The 24,827-nt window shown below is 61.5% G+C and carries 27 protein-coding genes; 16 read left to right on the forward strand and 11 right to left on the reverse strand.

The genetic code is table 11. The features are described 5' to 3' along the window. Positions 1-10 precede the first annotated feature (10 nt). Entirely contained in the window at positions 11-865 is an 855-nt protein-coding gene (locus RRH01S_RS11030; protein ID WP_034521699.1) for an SDR family NAD(P)-dependent oxidoreductase, read from the reverse strand. 239 nt (positions 866-1,104) lie between these two features. Here RRH01S_RS11030 and RRH01S_RS11035 point away from each other — a divergent pair, with 239 nt between their 5' ends. Further along, positions 1,105-2,328, forward strand: coding sequence for an argininosuccinate synthase (locus RRH01S_RS11035; protein WP_007693714.1), 1,224 nt, complete (start codon positions 1,105-1,107; stop codon positions 2,326-2,328). An 80-nt stretch (positions 2,329-2,408) separates the two neighbouring features. Here the strand turns inward: RRH01S_RS11035 and RRH01S_RS11040 are convergent, their stop codons facing one another. Beyond that, positions 2,409-2,891 carry a MarR family winged helix-turn-helix transcriptional regulator gene (locus tag RRH01S_RS11040; protein ID WP_007693713.1) on the reverse strand — a complete coding sequence of 161 codons (483 nt, stop codon included), beginning with the start codon at positions 2,889-2,891 and terminating at the stop codon, positions 2,409-2,411. A gap of 159 nt (positions 2,892-3,050) precedes the next feature. On the opposite strand from RRH01S_RS11040, the gene RRH01S_RS11045 reads away from it, so the two are divergent. The 5 genes from RRH01S_RS11045 (at position 3,051) to ppa (ending at position 9,238) form a co-directional block, all read left to right on the forward strand. Continuing rightward, positions 3,051-3,692, forward strand: a complete 642-nt coding sequence (locus RRH01S_RS11045; protein ID WP_042471616.1) for a LysE family translocator — start codon at positions 3,051-3,053, stop codon at positions 3,690-3,692. A gap of 97 nt (positions 3,693-3,789) precedes the next feature. Then, complete coding sequence (locus RRH01S_RS11050; RefSeq protein WP_042471619.1) at positions 3,790-5,853, forward strand: M3 family metallopeptidase; 2,064 nt, start codon at positions 3,790-3,792, stop codon at positions 5,851-5,853. A 182-nt stretch (positions 5,854-6,035) separates the two neighbouring features. Continuing rightward, the gene (typA, locus tag RRH01S_RS11055) at positions 6,036-7,862 is read left to right on the forward strand and encodes a translational GTPase TypA (RefSeq protein ID WP_012652687.1); all 1,827 of its coding nucleotides are present in this window, start codon (positions 6,036-6,038) and stop codon (positions 7,860-7,862) included. Between the two features lie 206 nt (positions 7,863-8,068). Continuing rightward, complete coding sequence (locus RRH01S_RS11060) at positions 8,069-8,575, forward strand: GNAT family N-acetyltransferase (RefSeq protein ID WP_007693708.1); 507 nt, start codon at positions 8,069-8,071, stop codon at positions 8,573-8,575. Positions 8,576-8,701: 126 nt separating this feature from the next. Beyond that, positions 8,702-9,238 carry an inorganic diphosphatase gene (gene ppa, locus RRH01S_RS11065; protein WP_007693707.1) on the forward strand — a complete coding sequence of 179 codons (537 nt, stop codon included), beginning with the start codon at positions 8,702-8,704 and terminating at the stop codon, positions 9,236-9,238. On the opposite strand, the gene RRH01S_RS11070 is transcribed toward ppa, so the two are convergent. Further along, complete coding sequence (locus RRH01S_RS11070; protein WP_037218966.1) at positions 9,239-9,553, reverse strand: DUF167 domain-containing protein; 315 nt, start codon at positions 9,551-9,553, stop codon at positions 9,239-9,241. Continuing rightward, positions 9,550-9,873: a YggT family protein gene (locus tag RRH01S_RS11075; protein ID WP_042471625.1), complete on the reverse strand. Its 324-nt coding sequence runs from the start codon at positions 9,871-9,873 to the stop codon at positions 9,550-9,552. The genes RRH01S_RS11070 and RRH01S_RS11075 overlap by 4 nt, the downstream gene beginning before the upstream one ends. Before the next feature lie 113 nt (positions 9,874-9,986). On the opposite strand from RRH01S_RS11075, the gene RRH01S_RS11080 reads away from it, so the two are divergent. Both RRH01S_RS11080 and RRH01S_RS11085 read left to right on the forward strand, forming a co-directional pair. Next, positions 9,987-11,243 carry an MFS transporter gene (locus tag RRH01S_RS11080; protein ID WP_034521687.1) on the forward strand — a complete coding sequence of 419 codons (1,257 nt, stop codon included), beginning with the start codon at positions 9,987-9,989 and terminating at the stop codon, positions 11,241-11,243. Positions 11,244-11,252: 9 nt separating this feature from the next. Further along, a complete protein-coding gene (locus RRH01S_RS11085; protein ID WP_012652682.1) occupies positions 11,253-11,873 on the forward strand; it encodes a poly-gamma-glutamate hydrolase family protein in 621 nt (206 codons plus the stop codon). 13 nt (positions 11,874-11,886) lie between these two features. On the opposite strand, the gene RRH01S_RS11090 is transcribed toward RRH01S_RS11085, so the two are convergent. The 6 genes from RRH01S_RS11090 to hemC form a co-directional block, all read right to left on the reverse strand. Beyond that, complete coding sequence (locus RRH01S_RS11090) at positions 11,887-12,621, reverse strand: glutamine amidotransferase (protein WP_012652681.1); 735 nt, start codon at positions 12,619-12,621, stop codon at positions 11,887-11,889. After that, the gene (locus RRH01S_RS11095) at positions 12,614-13,099 is read right to left on the reverse strand and encodes a tellurite resistance TerB family protein (RefSeq protein ID WP_007693694.1); all 486 of its coding nucleotides are present in this window, start codon (positions 13,097-13,099) and stop codon (positions 12,614-12,616) included. Before RRH01S_RS11095 ends, RRH01S_RS11090 begins: the two co-directional genes overlap by 8 nt. Positions 13,100-13,168: 69 nt before the next feature. Next, positions 13,169-14,767: a heme biosynthesis protein HemY gene (locus RRH01S_RS11100; RefSeq protein ID WP_012652680.1), complete on the reverse strand. Its 1,599-nt coding sequence runs from the start codon at positions 14,765-14,767 to the stop codon at positions 13,169-13,171. A 15-nt stretch (positions 14,768-14,782) separates the two neighbouring features. Next, on the reverse strand, positions 14,783-16,057 hold the full coding sequence (locus tag RRH01S_RS11105) for a COG4223 family protein (RefSeq protein WP_012652679.1): 1,275 nt from the start codon (positions 16,055-16,057) through the stop codon (positions 14,783-14,785). 79 nt (positions 16,058-16,136) lie between these two features. Beyond that, on the reverse strand, positions 16,137-16,862 hold the full coding sequence (locus RRH01S_RS11110; RefSeq protein WP_012652678.1) for a uroporphyrinogen-III synthase: 726 nt from the start codon (positions 16,860-16,862) through the stop codon (positions 16,137-16,139). Positions 16,863-16,867: 5 nt separating this feature from the next. Beyond that, complete coding sequence (gene hemC / locus RRH01S_RS11115; RefSeq protein ID WP_042471630.1) at positions 16,868-17,797, reverse strand: hydroxymethylbilane synthase; 930 nt, start codon at positions 17,795-17,797, stop codon at positions 16,868-16,870. A gap of 84 nt (positions 17,798-17,881) precedes the next feature. On the opposite strand from hemC, the gene tsaD reads away from it, so the two are divergent. The 5 genes from tsaD to RRH01S_RS11140 are packed head-to-tail and all read left to right on the forward strand — an operon-like array spanning position 17,882 to position 21,396. After that, entirely contained in the window at positions 17,882-18,979 is a 1,098-nt protein-coding gene (tsaD, locus tag RRH01S_RS11120; RefSeq protein ID WP_012652676.1) for a tRNA (adenosine(37)-N6)-threonylcarbamoyltransferase complex transferase subunit TsaD, read from the forward strand. Further along, the gene (locus tag RRH01S_RS11125; protein ID WP_012652675.1) at positions 18,976-19,965 is read left to right on the forward strand and encodes an NAD(P)H-dependent glycerol-3-phosphate dehydrogenase; all 990 of its coding nucleotides are present in this window, start codon (positions 18,976-18,978) and stop codon (positions 19,963-19,965) included. Before tsaD ends, RRH01S_RS11125 begins: the two co-directional genes overlap by 4 nt. Positions 19,966-19,995: 30 nt before the next feature. Continuing rightward, entirely contained in the window at positions 19,996-20,289 is a 294-nt protein-coding gene (locus tag RRH01S_RS11130; RefSeq protein WP_007690190.1) for a YciI-like protein, read from the forward strand. Positions 20,290-20,292: 3 nt separating this feature from the next. Further along, on the forward strand, positions 20,293-20,724 hold the full coding sequence (locus tag RRH01S_RS11135; RefSeq protein WP_007690188.1) for an EVE domain-containing protein: 432 nt from the start codon (positions 20,293-20,295) through the stop codon (positions 20,722-20,724). Positions 20,725-20,745: 21 nt separating this feature from the next. Beyond that, entirely contained in the window at positions 20,746-21,396 is a 651-nt protein-coding gene (locus RRH01S_RS11140; protein WP_042471635.1) for a class I SAM-dependent methyltransferase, read from the forward strand. 6 nt (positions 21,397-21,402) lie between these two features. On the opposite strand, the gene RRH01S_RS11145 is transcribed toward RRH01S_RS11140, so the two are convergent. Next, complete coding sequence (locus RRH01S_RS11145; protein WP_012652673.1) at positions 21,403-21,807, reverse strand: hypothetical protein; 405 nt, start codon at positions 21,805-21,807, stop codon at positions 21,403-21,405. Positions 21,808-22,120: 313 nt separating this feature from the next. Between RRH01S_RS11145 and sdhC the strand changes: the two genes are divergently transcribed. The 3 genes from sdhC to sdhA all read left to right on the forward strand — a co-directional run bounded on the left by sdhC (position 22,121) and on the right by sdhA (position 24,820). Then, on the forward strand, positions 22,121-22,519 hold the full coding sequence (gene sdhC / locus RRH01S_RS11150) for a succinate dehydrogenase, cytochrome b556 subunit (RefSeq protein WP_007690183.1): 399 nt from the start codon (positions 22,121-22,123) through the stop codon (positions 22,517-22,519). Positions 22,520-22,590: 71 nt separating this feature from the next. Then, positions 22,591-22,971, forward strand: coding sequence for a succinate dehydrogenase, hydrophobic membrane anchor protein (sdhD, locus tag RRH01S_RS11155; RefSeq protein WP_042471639.1), 381 nt, complete (start codon positions 22,591-22,593; stop codon positions 22,969-22,971). A 7-nt stretch (positions 22,972-22,978) separates the two neighbouring features. Then, positions 22,979-24,820, forward strand: coding sequence for a succinate dehydrogenase flavoprotein subunit (gene sdhA / locus RRH01S_RS11160; RefSeq protein WP_007690179.1), 1,842 nt, complete (start codon positions 22,979-22,981; stop codon positions 24,818-24,820). Positions 24,821-24,827 lie beyond the last annotated feature (7 nt).

Consider the following 24,827-nt stretch of genomic DNA (forward strand, 5'->3'; position numbering starts at 1 on the left):
GATTTGCAAATCAATCCTTCTTTTCCAGGAATGCCTTGAACTTGTCGGCATAATCCGGATGCCAGCGCGACAGCGGCGGGCGATTTTCGACGATATCGCCGGCAGCCCAGAGCATGCGGCGCTCGTCGGTCGGCCGCGCCACGTCGTTATCCGGGCAGAGGATGTAGAAGTCGCCGCGCTTCAGGCTCTCCACCATGAAATCGACCGTCTGTTCGGCCGTCCAGGCGGCAGCCGGCTTTTCACGGCGATCGCCTTGGGTGAGGCCGGTGAAGACGAAGCCGGGGATCAGCAGATGCGCCGAGATTTTCGCGCCTTCGGTGTTGCGCAACTCATGCTGCAAGGCTTCGGTAAAGACCTTCACGCCGGCCTTGGAGACATTGTAGGCGGGGTTGCCGGGCGGCGTGGTGATGCCCTGCTTCGATCCGGTGTTGATGATCAGGCCCGGTTCGCCATGGGCCAGCATGGCCGGTCCGAAGACGCGCGTGCCGTTGATGACGGCGAGGAGATTGACGCCGAGAATGGCGTCCCAGCCGGCCTGCGGGCTGAAGATTGAGGTTTCCGGCCCGATGCCGGCATTGTTCATCAGCACATGCACCCGGCCAAACCGCTGCAGGACGGCGCGTTCGAGGGCTTCGAGTGCTTCTTTCTGGGCAACGTCCGTTTCGACCGCCATCACATGCTCTTCGCCGCTGATTGCTTCGAGTTCGGCGCGTGCATCGGCAAGCCGATCACCGCCGAGATCGGCAATGGCGACGCTCATGCCGAGCCCGGCGAAATATTTTGCCGCGGCAAGGCCGATGCCGGAGGCGCCGCCGGTGATGACGGCAACATTGGATTTTTTGAAAATGTCTTGAATATCGGTCACGAGCTGGGTCCTCCCCGGGCATTGTTTGGATAATGGCAGATATGACGCGTCGTTCTGACTAGTCAAATCGAAATCATCGAGTCCTCGAATTGGATCGACCTTGAGACTTCCTCTTGTCGCGAGCACGACATGAACCGGGCGCACTTCCCCTTGCACCTTGCGATAATCTCGCTAAAAGTGCCGCGACACAGGGTTTGCGGGCCTCTCTGCAGGCTCGCATTGAAACGGATCTCATTATCATGGCATCACATAAAGACGTGAAGAAAGTCGTTCTCGCCTATTCGGGCGGTCTCGACACCTCGATTATCCTGAAGTGGCTGCAGACGGAGCTTGGCGCCGAAGTCGTCACCTTCACCGCCGATCTCGGCCAGGGCGAAGAGCTGGAGCCGGCGCGCAAGAAGGCCGAGCTGCTCGGCATCAAGGAAATCTATATCGAGGATGTGCGCGAAGAGTTCGTGCGCGATTTCGTCTTCCCGATGTTCCGTGCCAATGCCGTTTATGAAGGCGTTTACCTGCTCGGCACCTCGATTGCCCGCCCGCTGATCTCCAAGCACCTGATCGAAATCGCCAAAAAGACTGGCGCCGACGCGATTGCTCATGGCGCCACCGGCAAGGGCAACGACCAGGTCCGTTTCGAACTGTCGGCCTATGCGCTGAACCCGGACATCAAGATCATCGCGCCGTGGCGCGACTGGACGTTCAAGAGCCGCACCGACCTGCTCGAATTTGCCGAGAAGCACCAGATCCCGGTCGCCAAGGACAAGAAGGGCGAAGCGCCGTTCTCCGTCGACGCCAATCTTCTGCACTCCTCGTCCGAAGGTAAGGTTCTGGAAGATCCGTCGCAGGAAGCACCGGAATATGTGCATATGCGGACGATTTCGCCGGAAGCCGCTCCCGACAAGGCGACCGTCATTAAGGTCGGCTTCGAGAAGGGTGATGCCGTCTCGATCAACGGCGAGCGCCTGAGCCCGGCGACGCTGCTGGCAAAGCTCAATGATTATGGCCGCGACAACGGCATCGGCCGCCTCGATCTCGTGGAGAACCGTTTCGTCGGCATGAAGTCGCGCGGCGTCTACGAGACCCCCGGCGGTACGATCCTGCTTGCCGCGCACCGCGCTATTGAATCGATCACGCTCGATCGCGGCGCTGCTCACCTCAAGGATGAGTTGATGCCGCGTTATGCGGAGCTGATCTATTACGGCTTCTGGTTCTCGCCGGAACGCGAAATGCTGCAGGCGCTGATCGACAAGAGCCAGGAGCATGTCGAAGGCGAAGTGACGTTGAAGCTCTACAAGGGCAATGTCATGACCATCGGCCGCGAAAGCCCGAAGTCGCTCTATTCTGACAAGCTGGTCACCTTCGAGGACGACCAGGGCGCCTACGACCAGAAGGATGCGGCCGGCTTCATCAAGCTCAACGCGCTGCGCCTGCGCACGCTCGCCAAGCGCAACCTGACCAAGTAAGCAGAATTGAAAGCAGATATAGCCCGCTTCCGATCATCGGAGGCGGGCTTGTCTTTTCCGGCTTGGTAGACGGGCTGGAGTTACTCCGCCGGCCTCAATTCGCGTTCCATCTCGACCGGCAGATCCGCATTCTGCAGATTGCTGCGGAAGGCACGGAGCGCGTGATGCAGTTCGTCCTGCAGGCCGTTATTGAAACCTTGCACCGCATCGCGCTCCACTGCACAGATCTCCTTGCCGATCTGCTTCAGCTTGGCGTCGGCGGCTTCCGACAACACGATGCGCTTGGCGCGGCGATCGAGGGGATCAGGCTGCCGCTCGATCAGGCCGCGTGCCTGCAACTTGTCGAGGAAGGCGCTGACCGTCATCGGTTCCAGGCCCATGCGACAGGCGATGTCAAGCTGTCGGCTGCCATTGACCGCGGCAACCTGCATCAGCGTGCGCGCTTCGCCCGCCGTTAGGCCCAGTCCCGCGACCAGAATGCGCCGCTCGAAGGCCGCTCGCATCAATCGGGCGCAATCCGCTACCAGAAAGGCAAGCGAATCCGTATCTATCCTGCTGCTCATAAGCGCTTCCCTACCTACGCTTGTTTTTAGGCCCCGGTAAATTCTTAGTGATATCGCCCCCTAAATTCAATGGATTCTTTATTTTAAACACGACTCGGTTGGCTTGACCCGATTCGCCGTGTCGTTAGTCTGTCACAGTTGCCATCGGGAACTTTCAATATGACGCAATCACTTATCGTCGGCGCCTTTCTGGCGGCGTTGTTCTATGTGTTGATCCCCGGTCCGGCCTTTCTGGCGCTGCTCGGCATCGGTGCCGGACAGGGGCGCAAGGCCGGTGCCTTCTTCATGAGCGGCCACCTCGTCGGAGATCTCATATGGTCTTCGCTCGCCTTGGTTGCAATCGTTGGTGCAAAAACTCTCGGCACCTTCGTCTTCGATCTGCTTGGACTGCTCTGTGGTTTTTATCTCGCCTGGATCGGCTGGAGTGCGGTGACAGCCAAGCCACGAGCGGACGGCAAGACGCTGCTCAATGTCGACCGTCCGTTCCGTCGCGGACTGATCTTCGGCGTCACCAATCCGAAGGGATATCCGGTGGCGCTCGCGACCTTCACCGCGCTGGTAGCAGGGTCTGCCGGGGCATTGACGTTCGATGCGCTCCCCTTGCTGGTTACCGTCTCTCTCGCCGGCTTCATCACCGCCGACATCATCCTGATCGGCATCATCGGCGCGGGAGTCGTCCGACGTTTCTATCGCGCTCACGAGCGGCTGATCGTGCGTTGCTCCGGCGTGCTTTTCATGGGCTTTGCGGCGCAGGCGCTGTGGCATGCGACGCCGGGCCTGCTCGGCTGGCGCAAGGCCTGACCATTTCTCAATCTTTGTTCTGTCTCCGCCATACCAATCCGGCGGAGCGGGCCTTATATCGTGCTTCGATCAGAAGTTTGCCGAAAGGATGCCTCGCATGTCTTCCCACGCCGCCGTCAATCCCGCGCTCGTCGAATGGACCGGACACCAGGGCCTGCCACGTTTCGACGCTGTGAAGGACGCCGATTTCGCGCCTGCCTTTGATGCGGCCCTTGCTTCCCACGAGACCGAGATCGAAGCGATCGCCAAAAATGGCGAGGCGCCGACCTTCGCAAATACCGTTACCGCGCTTGAGATTGCCGGCGACGCGCTGTCGCGGGTGTCCGCGCTGTTCTGGAACAAGGCCGGCGCGCATACGAACGAGGTGATCCAGACGCTGGAGCGCCAGATCGCGCCGAAGATATCGCGGCATTATTCGAAGATCGGCATGAATGCAGCGCTTTTCGCCCGCATCGACGCGCTCTGGGAAGGGCGCGACGCTCTCGGCCTGACGCTGGAAGAGACCCGGGTTCTGGAGCGGCACTGGAAGGGTTTTGTGAAGTCGGGCGCCAAGCTGCCGAAGGTCGAGCAGGAGCGGCTTGCCACGATCAACGAAACCTTGGCGGGCCTCGGCGCGCAGTTCGGTCAGAATGTCCTCGGCGACGAAAAGAGCTGGGCGCTGATCCTTTCCGAAGACGCCGATCTTGCCGGCCTTCCCGATTATCTTAAGGACGCCATGGCGGCAGCAGCCCGGGAACGGGGCGAAGAAGGCAAATATGCCGTCACCCTGTCGCGCTCGATCATCGAGCCGTTCCTGACGGCCTCCGAGCGCCGCGATCTGCGCGAACAGGCCTTCAAGGCCTGGGTGGCGCGCGGCGAAAATGGCGGCGAGACCGACAATCGCAAGATCATCCGCGAGACGCTGGCGCTGAGGGCCGAGAAGGCCAAGCTACTTGGCTACGCTAATTTTGCCGAGCTCAAGCTTGACAACACCATGGCGAAGACGCCGGAGGCGGTGAACGATCTCTTGAAGGCGGTTTGGGCGAAGGCTGCCGTGCGTGCCGGCGAGGAAGAGGCCGATATCGCCGCACTGATTTCGCAGGAGGGCCGTAATCACGAGGTCATGCCCTGGGACTGGCGGCACTATGCCGAGAAGATCCGGACGCAGAAGTTTGATTTTTCCGAGGCTGAGCTGAAGCCCTATCTGCAGCTCGAAAAGATCATTGCCGCCTGCTTCGATGTCGCAGGGCGCCTGTTCGGCATCCGCGCCGTCGAGCAGAAGGGCGTTCCCGCCTATCACCCCGATGTCCGCGTCTTCGAAATCCGCGATCGTTCCGACAGGCTGGTGGCGCTGTTCCTCGGTGATTATTTCGCCCGCAGCTCGAAGCGCTCTGGCGCCTGGATGAGCTCGTTCCAGTCGCAGCATAAGTTGCGGCTGCCGAACGGCGATGTTGGCGAGCTGCCGATCATCTATAACGTCTGTAATTTCGCCAAGCCCGCCGAAGGCAAGCCGGCGCTCCTGTCGCTGGACGACGCCCGCACGCTGTTCCATGAATTCGGTCATGCGCTGCACGGCATGCTCTCCAACGTCACCTATCCCTCGGTTGCCGGCACCGGCGTGTCACGCGATTTCGTCGAACTGCCGTCGCAGCTCTATGAGCATTGGCTGACCGTGCCGGCGATCCTCAAGGAATATGCCGTGCATTATGAGACCGGCGCGCCGATCCCGCAGGCATTGCTCGACAAGGTTCTCGCCGCCCGCACCTTCAATGCCGGCTTCAACACGGTGGAGTTCACCTCGTCGGCGCTGGTCGATATGGCCTTCCACACGCGTGGCGCCGTCGAGGATCCGATGGCGGTGCAGGCCGAGGTGCTCTCAGAAATCGGCATGCCGAAATCGATCGTCATGCGCCATGCCACGCCACACTTCCAACATGTCTTTTCCGGCGACGGCTATTCGGCCGGGTACTATTCCTACATGTGGTCGGAAGTGCTCGACGCCGACGCCTTCTCCGCCTTCGAGGAAACCGGCGACGCCTTCAATGCGCAGATGGCCGAGAAACTGAAGGCCAACATCTATTCCGTCGGTGGCTCGATCGACCCGGAGGACGCCTACAAGGCATTTCGTGGCAAGCTGCCGAGCCCGGATGCGATGCTGAAGAAGAAGGGGTTGGCGGCTTGATTTAGCTGCTGGGTATGAGCGTTCGAGCGACGAAATCGACGCACTGAAGACACAAGAAAGCAGGCTCGCTGCTGCTTTCTTGCCTCCCCCCTTTCGCAAACGCGAAAAAAAGGGTATGAGCGCGCCAAACGTAATTGGCGTGTTTACTTTATATCGCGCCTCAGCCCCAGAGATATAAGATTATGGCACTTCGCAACATCGCGATCATCGCGCACGTTGACCATGGGAAAACCACCCTCGTTGACGAGCTTCTGAAGCAGTCCGGTTCCTTCCGCGAGAACCAGCGCACCGTTGAGCGCATGATGGATTCCAACGATCTGGAAAAAGAGCGCGGTATCACCATTCTCGCCAAGGCGACCTCCGTCATCTGGAAGGGCGTTCGCATCAACATCGTCGACACGCCCGGCCACGCCGACTTCGGCGGTGAAGTCGAGCGCATCCTGTCGATGGTCGATGGCGCTATCGTGCTGGTCGATTCCTCGGAAGGCCCGATGCCGCAGACCAAGTTCGTGGTCGGCAAGGCGCTGAAAGTCGGTCTTCGCCCGATCGTCGCGATCAACAAGATCGACCGTCCGGACGCTCGCCATGAAGAAGTCATCAACGAAGTCTTCGATCTCTTCGCAGCGCTCGACGCCACCGACGAGCAGCTCGATTTCCCGATCCTGTACGGCTCTGGCCGCGCTGGCTGGATGAACTATTCGCCGGAAGGCCCGGTTGAGGAGGGCCTTGGTCCGCTTCTCGATCTCGTGCTGAAGCATGTGCCGGAGCCGAGTGTCGGCGAAGAAGATGGCGCATTCCGCATGATCGGCACGCTTCTCGAAGCCAATCCTTTCCTCGGCCGCCTCATCACTGGCCGTATTCATTCCGGCTCGATCAAGCCGAACCAGGCCGTCAAGGTTCTGGGCCAGGACGGCAAGCTGATCGAAACCGGCCGCATTTCCAAGATCCTCGCCTTCCGTGGCATCGAGCGCACGCCGATCGATGAAGCCCATGCAGGCGATATCGTCGCCATCGCCGGCCTGTCCAAGGGCACCGTCGCCGACACGTTCTGCGATCCGTCGGTGACCGAGGCGCTGCACGCCCAGCCGATCGATCCGCCGACCGTCACCATGTCCTTTATCGTTAACGACAGCCCGCTGGCTGGCACCGAAGGCGACAAGGTTACTTCGCGCGTCATCCGCGACCGCCTGTTCAAGGAAGCCGAAGGCAATGTCGCGCTGAAGATCGAAGAAGCCGAAGGCAAGGATTCGTTCTACGTCTCCGGCCGCGGCGAATTGCAGCTCGCCGTTCTGATCGAAACCATGCGCCGTGAAGGCTTCGAGCTTGCCGTGTCGCGTCCGCGCGTTGTCATGCACAAGGACGAAGCCACGGGCGTGATGCTGGAGCCGATCGAAGAAGTCGTCATCGACGTCGATGAAGAACATTCCGGTGTGGTCGTGCAGAAGATGTCCGAGCGCAAGGCAGAAATGGTCGAGCTTCGTCCGTCCGGCGGCAATCGCCTGCGCCTGAAGTTCTTTGCACCGACCCGCGGCCTCATCGGCTATCAGTCGGAACTGCTGACGGATACGCGCGGCACTGCCATCATGAACCGTCTGTTCCATGATTATCAGCCCTTCAAGGGCGCGATCGGCGGCCGCTCCAACGGTGTCCTGCTGTCCAACGCATCCGGCGAAGCCGTCGCCTACGCGATGTTCAACCTGGAAGATCGCGGTCCGATGATCATCGATCCGGGTGAAAAGGTTTATGCCGGCATGATTATCGGCATCCACACACGCGACAACGACCTTGAAGTCAACGTCCTCAAGGGTAAGCAATTGACCAACATCCGCTCGGTCAACAAGGACGAGGCCGTCAAGCTGACGCCGCCGATCCGCATGACGCTCGATCGCGCCCTCTCCTGGATCCAGGACGACGAGCTGATGGAAGTCACGCCGAAGTCGATTCGTCTGCGCAAGATGTATCTCGACCCGAACGAGCGTAAGCGCTTCGAAAAGGCGCGTTCCGCTTAACGGAACGGCCTGTATCGCTTCGAACCATTCAACCCCGGCCATTGTGCCGGGGTTTTATTTTGTGTGTTCGATTTTTGGACCCTTGTGGCAAAGGTTAAAAAGGCGTTAATTTTCAGCAGTCGTCCACGGATAAAGGCTGTGGGCAAGTCGGCCGTCTTCGTAAATGAGGATGGTTAATTTGGGCTGGCGAGACCAGAGTAAACGTTATGAAGACGTTGTCGATTGATGTTCGGCGGGCAGAACCGCATGATGCCCGGGCTATTTCGGAGGTGCACCGCCAGTCGTGGCAGTACACCTATTCCGGCATCATTCCGCATCGTGCGCTGAGCCAGATGATCGAACGGCGCGGCGAAAGCTGGTGGCGCAAGGCGACCAGCGGTCCGGCCACGCTTCTCGTTCTCGATGTCGCCGGCGAGATTGCCGGCTATGCCACGCTCGGTCTCAACCGCGCCCGCGCTCTGCCGCAGGAAGGCGAGATCTACGAGCTTTATCTTCGCCCGGAATATCAGGGTATCGGTCTTGGCCGGCTGCTGTTTGGTGAAGCGCGCCGGTTGTTGAAGTCGCTCGGCTGCAAGGGTCTCGTCGTCTGGTGCCTCGAAGAAAACGAGAATGCCGACCGCTTCTATCGCGGCCAGGGCGGCGCCGATTTCTGTGAGGGTGTCGAGACCTTCGACCGCAAGCAGATCAAGAAGATCGGCTTCGTCTGGCCTTGAAAGTACCGCATCGTCTCGGCTGCGATCCCCGATAAAATCCCACACTCTACCAATGCATTGTTGCGTTGCGGAATGATTCCGATTATCTGGCTTGCGGTAACCATCCTGAATATTTAGGGGACACGCATGCGCATCGACGCGATTTCCATTGGCAAGAACCCGCCCGAAGACGTCAACGTCATCGTTGAAGTTCCGGTCGGCGGTCACCCGATCAAGTATGAAATGGACAAGGAGGCCGGCACGCTGGTCGTCGACCGTTTCCTCTACACGCCGATGACCTACCCAGGCAATTACGGCTTCGTTCCCCATACGCTTTCCGAAGACGGCGACCCGATCGACGTGCTGATCGCCAGCACTCGTCCGCTGGTTCCGGGCTGTGTCATCAATGTTCGCCCGATCGGCGTGCTGAAGATGGAAGACAATTCCGGCAAGGACGAAAAGATCATTGCCGTTCCGTCGCCGAAGCTGACGCTGCGCTACGAAAAGGTCAAGGAACATACCGACCTGCCGGAGATCACGCTGAAGCAGATCGAGCATTTCTTTGCGCACTACAAGGATCTGGAACCCGGCAAATGGGTGAAGATCTATGGCTGGGGCGGTTCCAAGGAAGCTGGTGAGCTTATTCTTGAAGCCATCGAGCGCGCCAAGAAGGCGAAGGCCTGATCAGCCCTTCACGATAGCTTTCAGCCTGCCTATCAAATCCTCCGGGTCGCCATCGATCCGGAGGATTTTTTTACGTGCTGTGTCGCCGGAAATCAGGCTGAGCGAGGATTTGGGGATGCTAAGGCGCTTGGCCAGCAGCGCGATCAGCGCCTTGTTGGCCTTGCCCTTTTCCGGCACGGCCGAAACGCGGGCCTTGAGGTAGGCCTCGCCATCGGCGCCGGTCTCGATACCATCGACGGCATCACGCCCGCCATTGGGCGTGAGCCGGACCGATAGCCTCACATGATCGGCAAAAGCCTGCCAGGCGCCGTTCACCGCACGAAGAGCGGATACAGCGAGTTCCACATCAGCGAGCGGACGAAGAAGATGAGCAGGAGCAGGATGATCGGCGAAATGTCGATGCCGCCGAGATTGGGCAGCACGCGACGGATCGGGCGCAGCGCCGGCTCAGTGACTGCATACAGAAAGCTTCCGACCGAATTGACGAACTGATTGCTCGAATTGATGACGTTGAAAGCATAGAGCCAAGAGAAGATGGCGCTGGCGATCAGCACCCAGGTATAAAGATTCAAAGCCAGATCAATGGTTTGAAATAAGGCGAGCATGTCCGTCTCCATTTCGTGGTTGACAGACATGTAGACATTGGCGACTTAACGGGCAAGCCCCATGCTTTGACACAGGCTGAATCATGCCTAACAGGCCGAGCGAGCGCGTTCTGCGCCATTGCTCCGGTCGGAAAGTCTCACATATGTCGTTGGTTGCCAGCGGAGACAGATTTGCCGCGTTCCGGCATATCGCCTACACCTATTTCTTCTTTGCCCGTTTTCTGACCGGCTTTGCCACGCAGGTCGTCAGCGTTTCTGTCGGCTGGCAGATGTACGAGCATACCGGCAAGCCGATCTATCTCGGCCTGATCGGTCTGGTGCAGTTCCTGCCGTCGCTGCTGCTGATCCTGGTGACCGGCACTGTGGCCGACCGCTACAACAGGCGCATGATCGCCGCCATCTGCATTCTCGTTGGGACGATCTGCACGGCTGCGCTGCTGCTTCTGACCGTTGCCGACGCCTTTAAGCCATGGCTGGTCTTCCTGATCCTCACGGTCTTTGGTATCGAGCGCGCGTTCATGACGCCGGCGACACAGTCGCTTGCTCCCAATCTCATTCCGCCTGCGGATCTTTCGAATGCGGTGACCTGGAACTCCATGTCCTGGGACGCCGCCGCCATCCTCGGCCCGGTCGCCGGCGGCCTGCTTTACGGCATCGGTCCGAGCGTTTCCTATGGCGTTGCCGTGCTGTTCTTTGCGGCCGGTTCTGTGCTCACCTTTCTCATTCCGAAGCCGCAACAGCGCGTGGCCCATCAATCGAAGAGCCTGAACGAAATTCTTGCCGGCTTCCGTTTCATCTGGTCGGAGAAGGTGGTGCTGGGCGCGGTCTCGCTCGACCTGTTCGCCGTGCTGCTCGGCGGCGCGGTGGCGCTGATGCCGATCTTTGCACGCGATATTCTGACGCTCGGCCCCTGGGGCCTCGGCCTCCTACGCGCCGCACCGAGCTTCGGCGCCATCGCCATGGGCCTGTTTCTGGCGACCTATCCCATCCGGCACCGGGCCGGGATCTGCATGTTTATCGGCGTCGGCATGTTTGGCCTGGGAACGCTGATCTTCGGCATCTCCCATACGCCGTGGCTATCAATCACGGCACTTGCGATCATGGGCGCATCCGACCTGATCTCGGTCTATGTCCGCGAAACCCTGATCACGCTCTGGACGCCGGATCATGTGCGTGGCCGCGTCAACGCCGTCAACATGGTCTTTGTCGGCGCGTCGAACGAGCTCGGCGAATTCCGGGCGGGCACCATGGCCAGCTATTTCGGCGCCATCCCTGCCGTCGTCATCGGCGGCATCGGCACGCTGGCGGTCGCGATCATCTGGGCGACGGGCTTCCCGCAGCTACGCAAGATCGACAGTTTGAACGCACCGGACCGCGAGGGCGAGCCACAGGTGGCGTAAAGGTGCACCATGGTAAAGCAGCCGGATCGATATAGTTCCTTCTCAACGCTGCGAGAGCATGAAACCGAGGGTGTCGACTATCGCATCCGTGTGGAAGCGAGATCATCGCCGGCCGCCATCATTGCTCCCCACGGAGGCTTCATCGAGCCCACGACGTCGGAGATCGCGCTGGAAATAGCGTCCGACACTTTCTCCGCTTACTGCTTCGAGGGACTTGGAGCGGGCAGGGCGCATCGTGAGCTTCATATCACCTCGGACCGTTTCGACGAGCCGAAGGCGCGTGCTCTGGTTTCGGCATCCTCGATTGTCGTTGCCATTCACGGCCGGATCGACAGGGACGATCCGGAGGCCTCCTGGGTCGGTGGCCTTGATGAGGTCCTTCGCGACGTGATCGTGCAAGCATTGTCCGAGGGCGGGTTCAGGGCCGTTGCGAGAGTGAAGGGCGAGCCTCTGGCAGGCACGGCGGCTGGCAATATATGCAATGGCGGCAAGCGGAATGTGGGCGTTCAGCTGGAGATCCCGAGAACGCTGCGGGATGAGCTTGCTGCCGATAGCGAACGCTTAAGGCGCTTCGCCGCGTCGGTGCGTCAAGCAATTAGGCGATACATGTCGATGTTGGAGCCGAGCTGAGATATCGGGCAGCTCAAGCCGCCATCGCCTGCTTGCCCTCGAACACCATGTCGAGGAATTCGGAGAGCCAGGTTTTCAGCGGCGGATCGAAGATCATGCGGCCTTCCAGATGCTCGCGGCCCTGCTGGGCGTTCGGCATGCAGAAGCGGTGTTCGCCGTGCACGACCCAGCGCTGCATCATCGCACGCGTGAGTTCTGCGTGGAACTGCAGGCCCCAGGCATTGGCGCCATAGCGGTAAGCCTGGTTGGGATAGGTCTCGCCGGTTGCCAGTAGCTCGGCGCCGTGCGGCAGGTCGAAGCCTTCGCGGTGGAAGTGATAGACCATTTGCGGCCAGCGGCGCATCAGAAGCCGGCCCCTTTCCGTCGGCTGCAGCGGATACCAGCCGATTTCGGTCTTGCCGTCGTCGCGCGCCTTCACCTTGGCGCCGAGATGGCGGGCGAGCATCTGCGCGCCGAGACAGATGCCGAGATAGGGGCGGTTTTCCTTGAGCGGCACATTGAGCCAGCCGATCTCCGCCTTGACGAAATCGTCGGGATCATTGGCGCTCATCGGCCCGCCGAAGACCACCGCGCCCGCGTGACCCTCCAGCGTCGTCGGCAGTCCATCGCCGAGCACCGGGCGGCGGACATCGAGATCATAGCCCTTGTCCAGAAGCATCTGACCGACGCGGCCGGGGCTGGAGCGCTCCTGGTGCAACACGATCAGGACGGGGCGGCGATCCTTGCCGCGCCGTGGCGCTTCAATCATCATCGCCAGTCTCCATCGCGTGGCCCGGGGCGCGGGCAGCGGCCTCCTGGCGTTTCACGATGCGCTCGCGATCGGAGATGCCCATGAGATCGGCGATCCGCCAGATCGCGTGATCCTCCATCTCGCTGCGCTCGCCATCGGCATAGACGATGTCCCAGAGGATGCCGAGGAGTTCGAGGCGCTGCTCGCTATTCAGATGGCGTTTCAGGTCGGAGGTGAAGCGGTAGTAATCGACCGCCTCGCTCTCGGCTTCCTGGCCGGCGGCGATCAGCGCGTCGAGCTGGCGGCCGTCGAGACCGTACTGGCTCTTCAATAGCTTGCGCAGCCGCTTTTTTTCGCTGTCCTCGATCTTGCCGTCCGCTTCCATCACCTGAAAACACAGAGCCGCCACCGCGATGCGCGGGTCGTCTGGTGCAAAACCGGATTTGGAGTGGTCTTTCGTCAGGCTGTGGAAAAATTCCTGAAAGCGTTCAAACATTCGGTTCCATTCTTAGAGCAACTGAGCACCTTCCTCTGGAAAGCGCTGCGCGCTCCCTGAGATCATGCCCTAGAACAACTTGAGCCGTGTCTTGGGGTCCGGTTCAAGTTCTCGATTTTTCACACCCGGATCATCCGGCGCACCGCCGAAGAAGGGCCTTGGTTCCGGCTCCTTCGCCGGCTCGGTTGCGGCGGCGGCTGTTGCCGGCTTCGCCGCGATTGGTTCCAGCTCTATAACAGAGGTGCGGGTAGTCGGCGATGCAACTATTGGTGAAGTCGCCTTTGCCGCAGCGGTTGCGGGAGTAGCCTCGCGCATTGGCGGCAGCGACTTCAGCGCGGCATCGACCGAAACGGCCGTGCCTTCTTCCAGTGGTCCCTCGATCTGGCCGAAGGGTGCTTTCCATTCGAAGGCATCGAGCCGGCCGGTGATGGGCGACAGCGGCAGCCATTTGTCGGAGACGAAACCGTCGGCTACCCAGGCCGGATCGCGCGGCGCGCGCAGCGCCTGCGCCATCCAGTGGCGGACGCGGCCCTGGTCGTTGGTCTCGGCCTCCTCGATATCGGCCAGCAGCAGGAAGGCGCCTTCGCGGGCGTCGATGCGGGCGGCGGCCTCGGCCTTGGCGCGGGCCTTGGCGAAGTCGTGGGCATCAAGCGCCGCCTTCGCGGTGACGAGCAGCGCCTCGACATTGTTCGGGCGGATGGCTTCCAGCCGCTCGGCGCGCTTCAGGCGGTCGGTGACGCTGTCGCCGCTGCGGGCGCGGACATAGGCTTTGCCGATCTCCGGATGCGGCTTTGCCTTCCAGACCTGTTCGAGCATGGAGGCGGCCTTGCGCACCTTGTCTTCGCGGAACAATGCCTTGGCGGCTGTCAGCGCGGCGGGGACGAAATCGGCGGACAGTTTCAGCGCCGCGAGCGCATCGTCGCGGGCGCCGGCCGGATCGCTTTCGAGTTTGTCGTTGGCGCGCGCGGTCAGGAGCACGGCGCGCTGGCGGTTGGCGGTCTCCTTGTCGACGACATGGGCGACTTTCTGCTGGTCGAGAAGCTTGATGGCATCGTCCCAGTTGCCGGCCTGGCTGCGATACTCCAGCGTTGCCTGCGCAGCCCAGGGCAGATAGGGGGCGTGATCGGCGGCCTTTTCGGCATATTGCCGCGCCGCCTCATTGGCGCCGAGGCGCTTGGCCTCGAGATAGAGACCGCGCAAGCCGAGTTCCCGGGTTTCCGGGTCGTTGGCCATTAGCTCGAATTTCTGGCGCGCTTCGTCATGCTTGCCTTCGATCAGGGCCGCCTGCGCCTCAAGCAGGTTGATCAGCGGCTCCTGGTCGGCGCGGATCAGGCCGCGCGTGCGTGCCGCCATCTTGCGGGCAAGCAGCGCATTGCCGGCACCGGCGGCGATCAGCCCGGTCGACAGCGCCTGATAGCCACGATCTCGCTTGCGGGCGCGGAAATAGCGGGTGACGGAATGTGGTGAGTTCCAGATCAGCCGGATGAACCACCAGACGATCATGGTGGCCGCGACCAACGCGATCAGGATGCCGGCGGCAACGATCAGCTTGGTCTGGTAGAGCTGGCCTTCCCAGACCAGCGAGAGATCGCCGGGGCGATCCGCCAGCCACGAAAAGCCATAGCCGAGCGCCAGGACGAGGAGGGCGAAGATAAGCAGTCTGATCATTCTCGCGCTCCGTCCTCAGTTCTGTTTTCCGGTATTGGCGATCGCCTTCGACAGGGCGTCGCTGACCAGATCCTCGACGCGGATGCGGGCTTCCAGCGACTGCTTGAAGGCGGCGGAAGCCGATTTGGCGGCATCCGGCAGGCTGTTCCATTCGGTGATGGCGCCAGGCAGGTCGCCATTCTTCACCTTATCCTCGAAACGGGCTGCAATAGCATCGACGCCATCGCCGGAGACATTGCCGACCGGGCGCACCTGCACCAGGGATTTGGCGCCCGACAGCATCCGGTCGCTCCAGCTCTGGTTCGGATCGTCCTGCTGCACCGAGCCGACGATCGCGGTCGTGACGTTGGAAACCTGGCGAATGAGATCGGCACGGGACGGAATGCCGCTCTGGGCGAAATTCTTGAGATCGGCAACGGCAGGATCATCCGGCGCGACATTGGCGAAGGTGTCGAGCTCGGGCTGGAAAGGCCCGCCGCGATCGATCGCGGCCTTCAATGCCGCGGCCGCAATCGCACGGGCAACGGCGCTTTCCTGGCTCGGCTCGCTCAGTTTCTTTTCGGCATCATCGAGACGCTTGCTGACATCGGCGTCGGCCGAGGCCCGGCTTTGCGTCGTCTGGTCGAGGCTTGCCTTCAATTGGCCCATCTCGGCACTAAGCGCTGCGATCTTCTGATCGGCGTCGCCGCTGCTTGCTCCGGATGATCCGCCGGTCGCCGTGTTGTTGGCCGCGGCGGTCTCAAGGGTCGCGATGCGGGCGGCGAGCGTCGTGTCGGGCGCTGCTGCGGGTGCGGCGGCGAGATTGGAAACGGTTTGTTTCAGTCCATCGATTTCGGCGGTGAGCGCGGCGATATCGGCGGACGTGTCCTTCGCTGCCCTGCCGCCGGGCAGAAGGCCGGCATATTGGATGGCGCCGACGCAGATGAGGGAAATCAGACCGCCGACAATGCCGGCGGCAATCAGGCCCGAGGTCGATCCTTGTTGACGCTGGGGTGCAGCGGGGGGCTCGCTACGGAAAGAGTAGGTTTCAGCTTCCTGGTCGAGCTCGGCCTTGAGCTTCTCTTCCGCTGTTTCCGTGACGGGCTCGCCGGCCTCCTCGTCGCGCAACGTTTCCTTCTCCGCTTCCAGCGGCATTTCCACCTCGTTGGCGGATGAGCTGCCGGGTTCGCTGGGGTTGCGCTCGGTGACGTCCTCCGAAGCTGCGGCTTGCACAGCTTCCTCAGCTTTGAGGTCGATCGTGACCGGCTCGTCGTTGGGCTTCGAATGGTTTGGCGTTTTTCGCGATACCATGAGGTCCTCTTTTCATGCGCTGCAGCGAGGTTAGACAGACAAGTCGAATATGGAAAGAGCTTAGATCAAAATTGAGGCCTTACTCCGTCGTCAGAAGCGCCAGAAGACTGTCTTCATCCGGCATGGCGGCAATATCCGATTGGGCGCGCAGCAAGGCCGGGACAGCATCCGCAATCGCTTCACTGAGGCAGAGGAACCTCGTTGGGGCAAGGGCATCCGGCTGTTGCCGCAGGAAGGGCAGGCTGAAAAAGCGCAGTGCCGTCTGGCGGGAATAGAACAGTACGGCGTCGGCAGGGGTGTCGATAAAAAACTTGCGGAGGGTCGCATCGTCGGGGGTGATATCCAGCATGTGGTAGCATTCCACCGTCCGCAGCGGGATATTCAATTCCGTCGATCTTGTTTCAAAACCGGCGGCGCGCGGCGAGCCGGCGAGATAGAGCAAGGTCTGTTGCATGCCGGCTCGGTTGTGGGCAATCAGCTCCGCGAGTTCGATGCCGCTGCCTTCGGAGGTAAGAACATGGGTAAAGCCAAGGATCCTTGCTTCCTTTGCCGTCGCCTTGCCGACGGCAAAGAGCGGGCGACCAAGATGAGGCGCGATATTTTGGCCCAGTGCGGCTAGGGTGCGGATCGCCTCGGCGCTGGTGACGGCAATAGCGCCTTGCGTTTCCGACAGCGCCTGTCGGGCTGCATCGACATCGTGCACCGGCTCCGACAGCGGCAGCGGCAGCGGCTCGTGTCCCATCTCCGTCAGCCGCCGGACGGTGCGTTCACCCGAATGCTGGGGGCGGGTGACGACGACGCGCATGGGCGTCAGGTCCAGTCTTCGAAGAACGCGCTGCCAGCCTCGGCGCGGATAGCCTGGCCGGCATTGGTGCCAAGCGCCTCGGCATCGCGACGGTTGCCCTCGATGGTGGTCGTGTGCACCTGCTGGCCGTCGGGCGTCAGGATCATGCCGAAGAACCGGATATGGTCGCCTTCGCAGACGGCGTAGCCGGCGATCGGCGTGCGGCAGGAGCCGTCGAGTGCCGCCAGGAAGCCGCGCTCGCAGGAAACGATGTCGAAGGTCGGGCTGTCATTGATGGCGGCGAGCAGGTCGTTCGTCCTCTTGTCGCCGATGCGGCTTTCGATGCCGATCGCGCCCTGGGCCGGTGCCGGCGGGAATTCGTCGGGATCGAGGATGTCGGTGATCACGTCCACCTTGCCGAGCCGTTTCAGGCCGGCAACAGCCAGCAGCGTTGCGTCCGCCTGACCTTCTTCCAGCTTGCGCAACCGGGTCTGTACCGAGCCGCGAAAGGTGATGACGTTGATATCGGGGCGCAGGCGGCGGATCAGCGCCTGGCGGCGCAGCGATGCGGAGCCGACGGTTGCGCCATGCGGGAGCTCGATCAGCTTCGGCGCCGTGCGGCCGATGACGGAATCGCGGATATCCTCGCGCGGCAGGTAGGCGGTGAGCGCCAATCCTTCCGGCAGTTTCGTCGCCATGTCCTTGGCCGAGTGCACGGCAAAGTCGAGCTCGCCCGAGGTCAGTTTCTCTTCCAGCTCTTGCGTGAACAGGCCCTTGCCGCCGATTTCCGCCAGCGTACGATCGGCGATGCGGTCGCCCTTGGTGGTCAGAGCGACGATCTCGAACATTTCTTCCGGCAGGCCGTGCGCTGCCATCAGGCGGTCACGGGCCTCGTGCGCCTGCGCCAATGCTAGCGGGCTGCCGCGCGTGCCGATCCGGAAAGGTTTTGTTTGCATCCGCTTTGATCCGTTGTTACCGACAGTCCCCGTAACCATATTTCCGCTTTATCGCAATCGACCAACAGGCATTGAACGACTTCCATGGCGTCCTTTCTTCGTATTCTCGGCATTGAAACAAGCTGCGACGAAACCGCCGCGGCCATTGTCGAGCGCCAGGATGACGGCACCGCCATCGTACGCTCAGACGTGGTTTTGAGCCAGCTGGACGAGCACAGCGCCTATGGCGGCGTCGTGCCCGAGATTGCTGCGCGTGCCCATGTCGAAGCACTGGATACGTTGATCGACGAGGCGCTCAAGCGCGCCAATGTGTCGCTGGCCGATGTCGATGCCATTGCGGCCACCTCTGGCCCCGGCCTGATCGGCGGTCTGCTCGTTGGGTTGATGACCGGCAAGGCGATATCGAAGGCAACCGGCAAGCCGCTCTATGCCATCAACCATCTGGAAGGCCATGCCTTGACGGCACGGCTGACGGATGGCCTCGCCTTCCCCTATCTGATGCTGCTCGTTTCCGGCGGCCATACGCAGCTGATCCTGGTGCGCGGCGTCGGTCAGTACGAGCGTTGGGGCACGACGATCGACGATGCGCTGGGCGAAGCCTTCGACAAGACGGCCAAGCTGCTCGGCCTGCCCTATCCCGGCGGTCCGGCCGTCGAGGCGGCGGCGAAGAAGGGTAATCCGGACCGATTCGATCTTCCGCGGCCGCTGGTCGGCGAGACGCGGCTGGATTTTTCCTTTTCCGGCCTCAAGACAGCGGTGCGGCTGGCTGCGACGACGATCGCGCCGGTGAGCGAGCAGGATATTGCCGATATCTGCGCCTCCTTCCAGAAGGCGGTGTCGCGCACATTGAAGGATCGGATCGGGCGTGGCCTGCAACGCTTCAAGAGCGAGTTTCCGAAGACGGCGGAAAAGCCGGCACTGGTAGTGGCCGGCGGTGTCGCCGCCAATCTCGAGCTGCGCCGCACGCTGCAGGAGCTCTGCGATCTCAATGGTTTCCGCTTCATCGCGCCACCGCTGAGCCTCTGCACCGACAATGCCGTGATGATCGCCTGGGCCGGGCTGGAGCGCATGGCAACGGGGGCCGCACCTGATGGTCTCGATGTGCAGCCGCGCTCGCGCTGGCCGCTCGATCAGAAGGCGGAAACGCTTCTGGGTCACGGCAAACGAGGAGCGAAGGCATGAGCGGTAACGAACGGATCGCGGTCATTGGCGCCGGCGCCTTCGGCACGGCGCTCGCCGCCGTCATCGCCTTGACGGGCAAGAGCGAGGTGACACTGGTCGGGCGCAAGGCGGCGCTGATGGCCGATCTCAATACTGACCGGATGAATGACACGGCGTTGCCCGGCATCGAACTGCCGGATTTGCTGCAATTTTCCGCCGAGCCGGACTCGATTTCGGATGCCGGCATCGTGCTGTTCGCCATGCCGTCGCAGGCGCAAGCGGATGCGGCACGTCACTACGGTCCTTATCTCGCGCCTGACGCCGTCGTCGTCACCTGCGCCAAGGGCATCGACAAGGTCTCTGGCGATCTTCTGACCGACATGCTGGAACGCGAATTGCCGCACCACGCCATCGCCGTTCTCTCCGGGCCGGGCTTTGCCGCCGATATCGCCAAGGGCCTGCCGACCGCCATGGCGATCGCGGCGGCCGACATGGCGGTGGCCGAACGGCTGGCGCAGGCGATTTCCGGCCGCACCTTCCGTCTTTACGCCTCTTCCGATCGCGTTGGCGTGCAGCTCGGCGGCGCCTTGAAGAATGTGCTGGCGATTGCCTGCGGTATCGTTGAAGGACGAGGGATCGGCGATTCGGCACGCGCGGCGCTGATCAGCCGCGGCCTTGCTGAGATGTCGCGCTTCGTCTTTGCCAAGGGCGGCAAGGCGGAGACCGTGCGCGGGCTTTCCGGCCTCGGCGACCTCGTGCTGACCGCCACCAGCCACCAGTCCCGCAACCTGCGCTTCGGCATTGCGCTAGGCCAGGGCCAGACGGTCGATCCCGCGCATGGAGAACTGGTCGAAGGCGCCTATGCCGCCTCGATCGCGGCGAAGCTGGCGCAGGGTCTCGGTGTCGATATGCCCATCACCGAAGCCGTTTCGGCCATAATCGACGGCAAGCTGGATATCCCGACCGCCATTGAGCAATTGATGACGCGGCCGATCACGACGGAATAGTTTTCTGGATGTCAAAAGGAGAATAAAACAATGCTGTTTGCCTTTGTCTGCAAGGACAAGCCTGGTCACCTGAATGTCCGCATGGACACGCGTCCCGCCCATGTCGAGCATTTGAACAAGCTCAACGCCGAGGGCACGCTGAAGATAGCGGGGCCGTTCCTCGATGCCGACGGCAAGCCGAATGGCAGCCTGGTTATCGTCAATGCCGACACGATAGAGGCAGCGAAGGCGATTGCCGATTCCGATCCCTATGCCAAGGCCGGCCTGTTCGAGAGTGTCGAGGTCAAGCCGTTCAACTGGGTCTTCAACAATCCGGAGGCATGAGGCATGGCGCATTGGCTGTATAAATCTGAGCCGTCCTCCTGGTCCTGGCAGCAGCAGAAGGATGCCGGGAGCGAGGGCACGGCCTGGACCGGCGTTCGCAACTATCTTGCCCGCAACAACATGCGGACGATGCAGATCGGTGACAAAGGTTTCTTCTACCATTCCAATGACGGGCTGGAGATTGTCGGGATCGTCGAGGTCTGCGCGCTGTCGCATCCCGATGCCACCGCCAAGGACGATCCGCGCTGGGATTGCGTCGATATCCGCGCCGTGCGCGATATGCCGAAGCCGGTGTCGCTGAAGGATATCAAGGCCAATCCGAAGCTTTCGCAGATGTCGCTCGTCACCTCGATGCGGCTTTCCGTGCAGCCGGTGACGGACGATGAGTATCTCGAAGTCTGCCGCATGGGCGAACTCGACAATCCGCCCGTTTGACACTCTCGACCCGAGGGCCGCTTGAAGACCGATCCGGAGACATTCATCCGTGCGAACACCAGCGTCATGGCGCCGCCGCATACACCGGAAATCCGGCTGCATCTGGCCAGCGAAGCCCATGATCTCTGGCTGAAAACGGAGGAGGAACTTGAGGAGATCGGCCTGCCGCCGCCCTTCTGGGCTTTCGCCTGGGCCGGCGGGCAAGGGCTTGCGCGCTATATCCTCGATCATCCCGACGAGGTTGCCGGCAAACGGGTTGTCGATTTCGCCAGCGGTTCGGGACTGGTGGCGATTGCGGCGAGGCTTGCGGGCGCAAGCCGGGTGCTCGCCGCCGATATCGACCCCTGGGCGGAAACGGCGGTGCGATTGAACGCCATGGAAAACGATGTTGTGCTCGATTTCACCGACGACAATCTCGTGAATCAGGCGATCGATGCAGACGTGGTTCTCGCCGGGGATGTCTTTTACGATCGCGATTTTGCCGATCGGCTCATTCCCTGGCTTCGACAGCTGGCGGGGGAGGGCCTTCTGGTTCTGGTCGGCGATCCGGGCCGCGCCTACCTGCCTAAGGATCGTCTGGAGGCGCGGGCCTGCTATCAGGTGCCGGTAACGCGGGCGCTGGAGGATAGCGAAGTCAAGAAGACGACGGTTTGGCGGTTTCTCGCCGACTAACGATCCTTACGGGCGAATCACGCAGACGCCCGCTTCATAGGCGCAGGCATTGCCGGCAAGCTTGATATCGATCACCTGGGCGCGGGGTCTCAGCCGTGTCGCGGGTTTGTCGGGGTATCGGTCATAGCCGCCATAACCAAGGACGTAGGTTCCGTCATTGGCCCGGTAGACATCCGCGGTTCCGGCGTAGGTGCCGACATCCGCCGCATATTGCCGGTCCATCAGGACGATTCTGTCCGGCTGCGGCTGTGCCGAGCGCTGCGGCCAGGAGATTTCCTGCAACCGGTGGGGGCCGGAATGATGGAACGGCCGATGCTCCCGGCGATAATCACCCGCCAAGACCGATACGGATGATAGAACGGCAACTGCCGCCAAAACGAGCGCCGTTGCCTTGAAAAGATGCTGCCGCATGCGTTTTCCTCGCCCGCTAAATCCCTAATAAAGTGTGAAGAACAGAATGCCGCAAGCGCGTGGTTAAGTCCACTTGGCAGACGGGAAAATCATATTGACGCCCCGATCTGGGGACATGATTTTCACGCACGCGCCAAAGATGTCGAACGATCCGAATCGATTAAATTCGAGGCAGACAGCAATTGTGCTTGTCGCCGTGCCTTTCCGTGATTAATGGTCGCAATTGATGCAACGCACACAGGATTTTCCCGCGCGTGTGCGTTGCCCCGGAGACATCCGGGATAGAAGCGTATCGTAACGCCGCGAGGTTCTGATGGCGAACGTCACACAAAACCGGCCCTTGTCGCCGCATCTGCAAATCTACAAGCCTATTCCCACCATGATCATGTCGATCGTGCACCGTATCACCGGTGGCGCGCTCTATTTCGGTACGGTGCTGGTTGCCTGGTGGCTGATCGCCGCGGCGACGGGCCAGGGCTATTTCGAACTGGTCAACTGGATCATGGGCACGATCATCGGTCGGCTCGTGCTGTTCGGTTACACATGGGCGCTGCTCCACCACATGCTCGGCGGCCTGCGCCATTTCATGTGGGACCTCGGCTACGGCTTCGGTAAGGAATTCTCGACCAAGTTGGCCAAGGCGACGCTCGTCGGTTCGCTCTGTCTGACCGCGCTGGTCTGGATTATCGGCATCGCCATCCGGCTGGTTTGATCGGCATGATCCTGTCCGAAGCCGCTTTGCGGTCCTTCGGTTCGGGATCATTGCTTTAAAGGATATTTCTCATGGATATGCGTACCCCTTTGGGCAAAGTCCGCGGCCTTGGCTCCGCCAAGGAAGGCACCGACCATTTCTGGCGCCAGCGCCTGACCGCCGTCGCCAACGTCCCGCTCTTCATTTTCTTCGTCATTTTCCTGATCATCCATGCAGGCGCTCCCTATGCGGAGGTCGTGCACGCCCTGTCGAATCCCTTCGTCGCCGTCATCATGGGCCTTATGGTGATCTCCGGTATCATTCACATGAAGCTCGGCATGCAGGTCATCATCGAGGACTATGTCCACGGCGAATTCGGCAAGATCGTCCTTCTCATGCTCAACACATTCTTCTCGATCGTCATGGCGGGGCTCTGTCTCTTCGCCATTCTGAAGATCGCGTTCGTAGGATAATTGCATCATGGCATCGAACTCATCCGCTCAGAATGGCAAAGCCTACAAGTATGTCGATCACTCCTATGACGTGATCGTCGTCGGCGCCGGCGGCGCTGGCCTGCGCGCCACGCTCGGCATGGCCGAACAGGGCTTCCGCACCGCCTGCATCACCAAGGTCTTTCCGACCCGTTCGCACACCGTTGCAGCCCAGGGCGGCATTGCCGCCTCGCTTCAGAACATGACGCCGGACAGCTGGCAGTGGCATCTCTACGACACCGTCAAGGGCTCCGACTGGCTCGGCGACGTCGACGCCATGCAATACATGGTCATGGAAGCGCCGAAGGCGGTCTATGAGCTCGAGCATTACGGCGTGCCCTTCTCGCGCAACGAGGAAGGCAAGATCTATCAGCGCCCGTTCGGCGGCCACATGCAGAATTTCGGCGAGGGACCGCCGGTGCAGCGCACCTGCGCGGCAGCCGACCGTACCGGCCACGCCATCCTGCATACGCTCTACGGCCAGTCGCTGCGCAACAATGCGGAATTCTTCATCGAGTATTTCGCGCTCGACCTCATCATGTCGGATGACGGCAGCCGCTGCACCGGCGTCGTTGCCTGGTGCCTCGATGACGGCACGATCCATCGCTTCGCTGCCAAGATGGTGGTGTTGGCGACCGGCGGCTATGGCCGCGCCTACTTCTCGGCAACCTCAGCCCATACCTGCACCGGTGACGGTGGCGGCATGGTGGCCCGCGCCGGACTGCCGCTGGAGGACATGGAATTCGTGCAGTTCCATCCGACCGGTATTTACGGTTCGGGATGTCTGATCACCGAAGGCGCGCGCGGCGAAGGCGGCTATCTCGTTAATTCCGAAGGCGAGCGCTTCATGGAGCGCTATGCTCCTTCGGCAAAGGACCTTGCCTCGCGTGACGTCGTTTCTCGCTGCATGACCCTGGAAATCCGCGAGGGTCGCGGGGTTGGCAAGAACAAGGACCACATCTTCCTGCATCTCGACCATCTCGATCCAGCCGTGCTGCATGAGCGCCTGCCGGGCATTTCCGAGAGCGCGCGCATTTTCGCCGGCGTCGACGTGACCCGCGAGCCGATCCCGGTTCTGCCGACCGTCCACTACAACATGGGCGGCATTCCGACGAACTATTGGGGCGAAGTGCTGAATGCCGACAGCAACAATCCCGAGCGCGTGTTGCCGGGTCTGATGGCCGTCGGCGAAGCCGGCTGCGCCTCGGTGCACGGTGCCAACCGTCTCGGCTCCAATTCGTTGATCGACCTCGTGGTCTTCGGTCGTGCCGCTGCCATTCGTGCCGGCGAAGTCATCGACCGCGTCAGCCCGGTGCCGCCGGTCAACGTTGCTGCCTGCGACAAGATCATGGATCGCTTCGACCGCCTGCGTCACGCCAGCGGCAGCACGCCGACGGCGGTATTGCGCGAGAAAATGCAGCGTGCCATGCAGGAAGACGCCGCCGTTTTCCGCACGCAGGAATCGCTGGAATCCGGCTGCCGCCGCATTTCGGAGATCTGGAAGGAACTGTCCGATGTTAAGGTCACCGACCGTTCGCTGATCTGGAATTCCGATCTCGTCGAGACGCTGGAACTGCACAATCTGATGACCAACGCCATCGCGACGATCTACGGCGCCGAGGCCCGCAAGGAGAGCCGCGGCTCGCATGCCCGCGAGGACTATACCGAAGGCAAGTTCGGCGGCCGCGACGATGAGAACTGGCGCAAGCACACGCTTGCCTGGGTCAACGAAGCCGGCGACGTGAAGCTCGACTATCGTCCCGTCCATACCGAACTGATTGCCGAAGGTATCGATCCGCACAAGATCGAGCCCAAGGCACGAGTATATTGATCTGAGA

The sequence above is a fragment of the Rhizobium rhizogenes NBRC 13257 genome (genome assembly GCF_000696095.1).
In the GTDB taxonomy this organism is placed as follows: Bacteria; Pseudomonadota; Alphaproteobacteria; order Rhizobiales; family Rhizobiaceae; genus Rhizobium; species Rhizobium rhizogenes.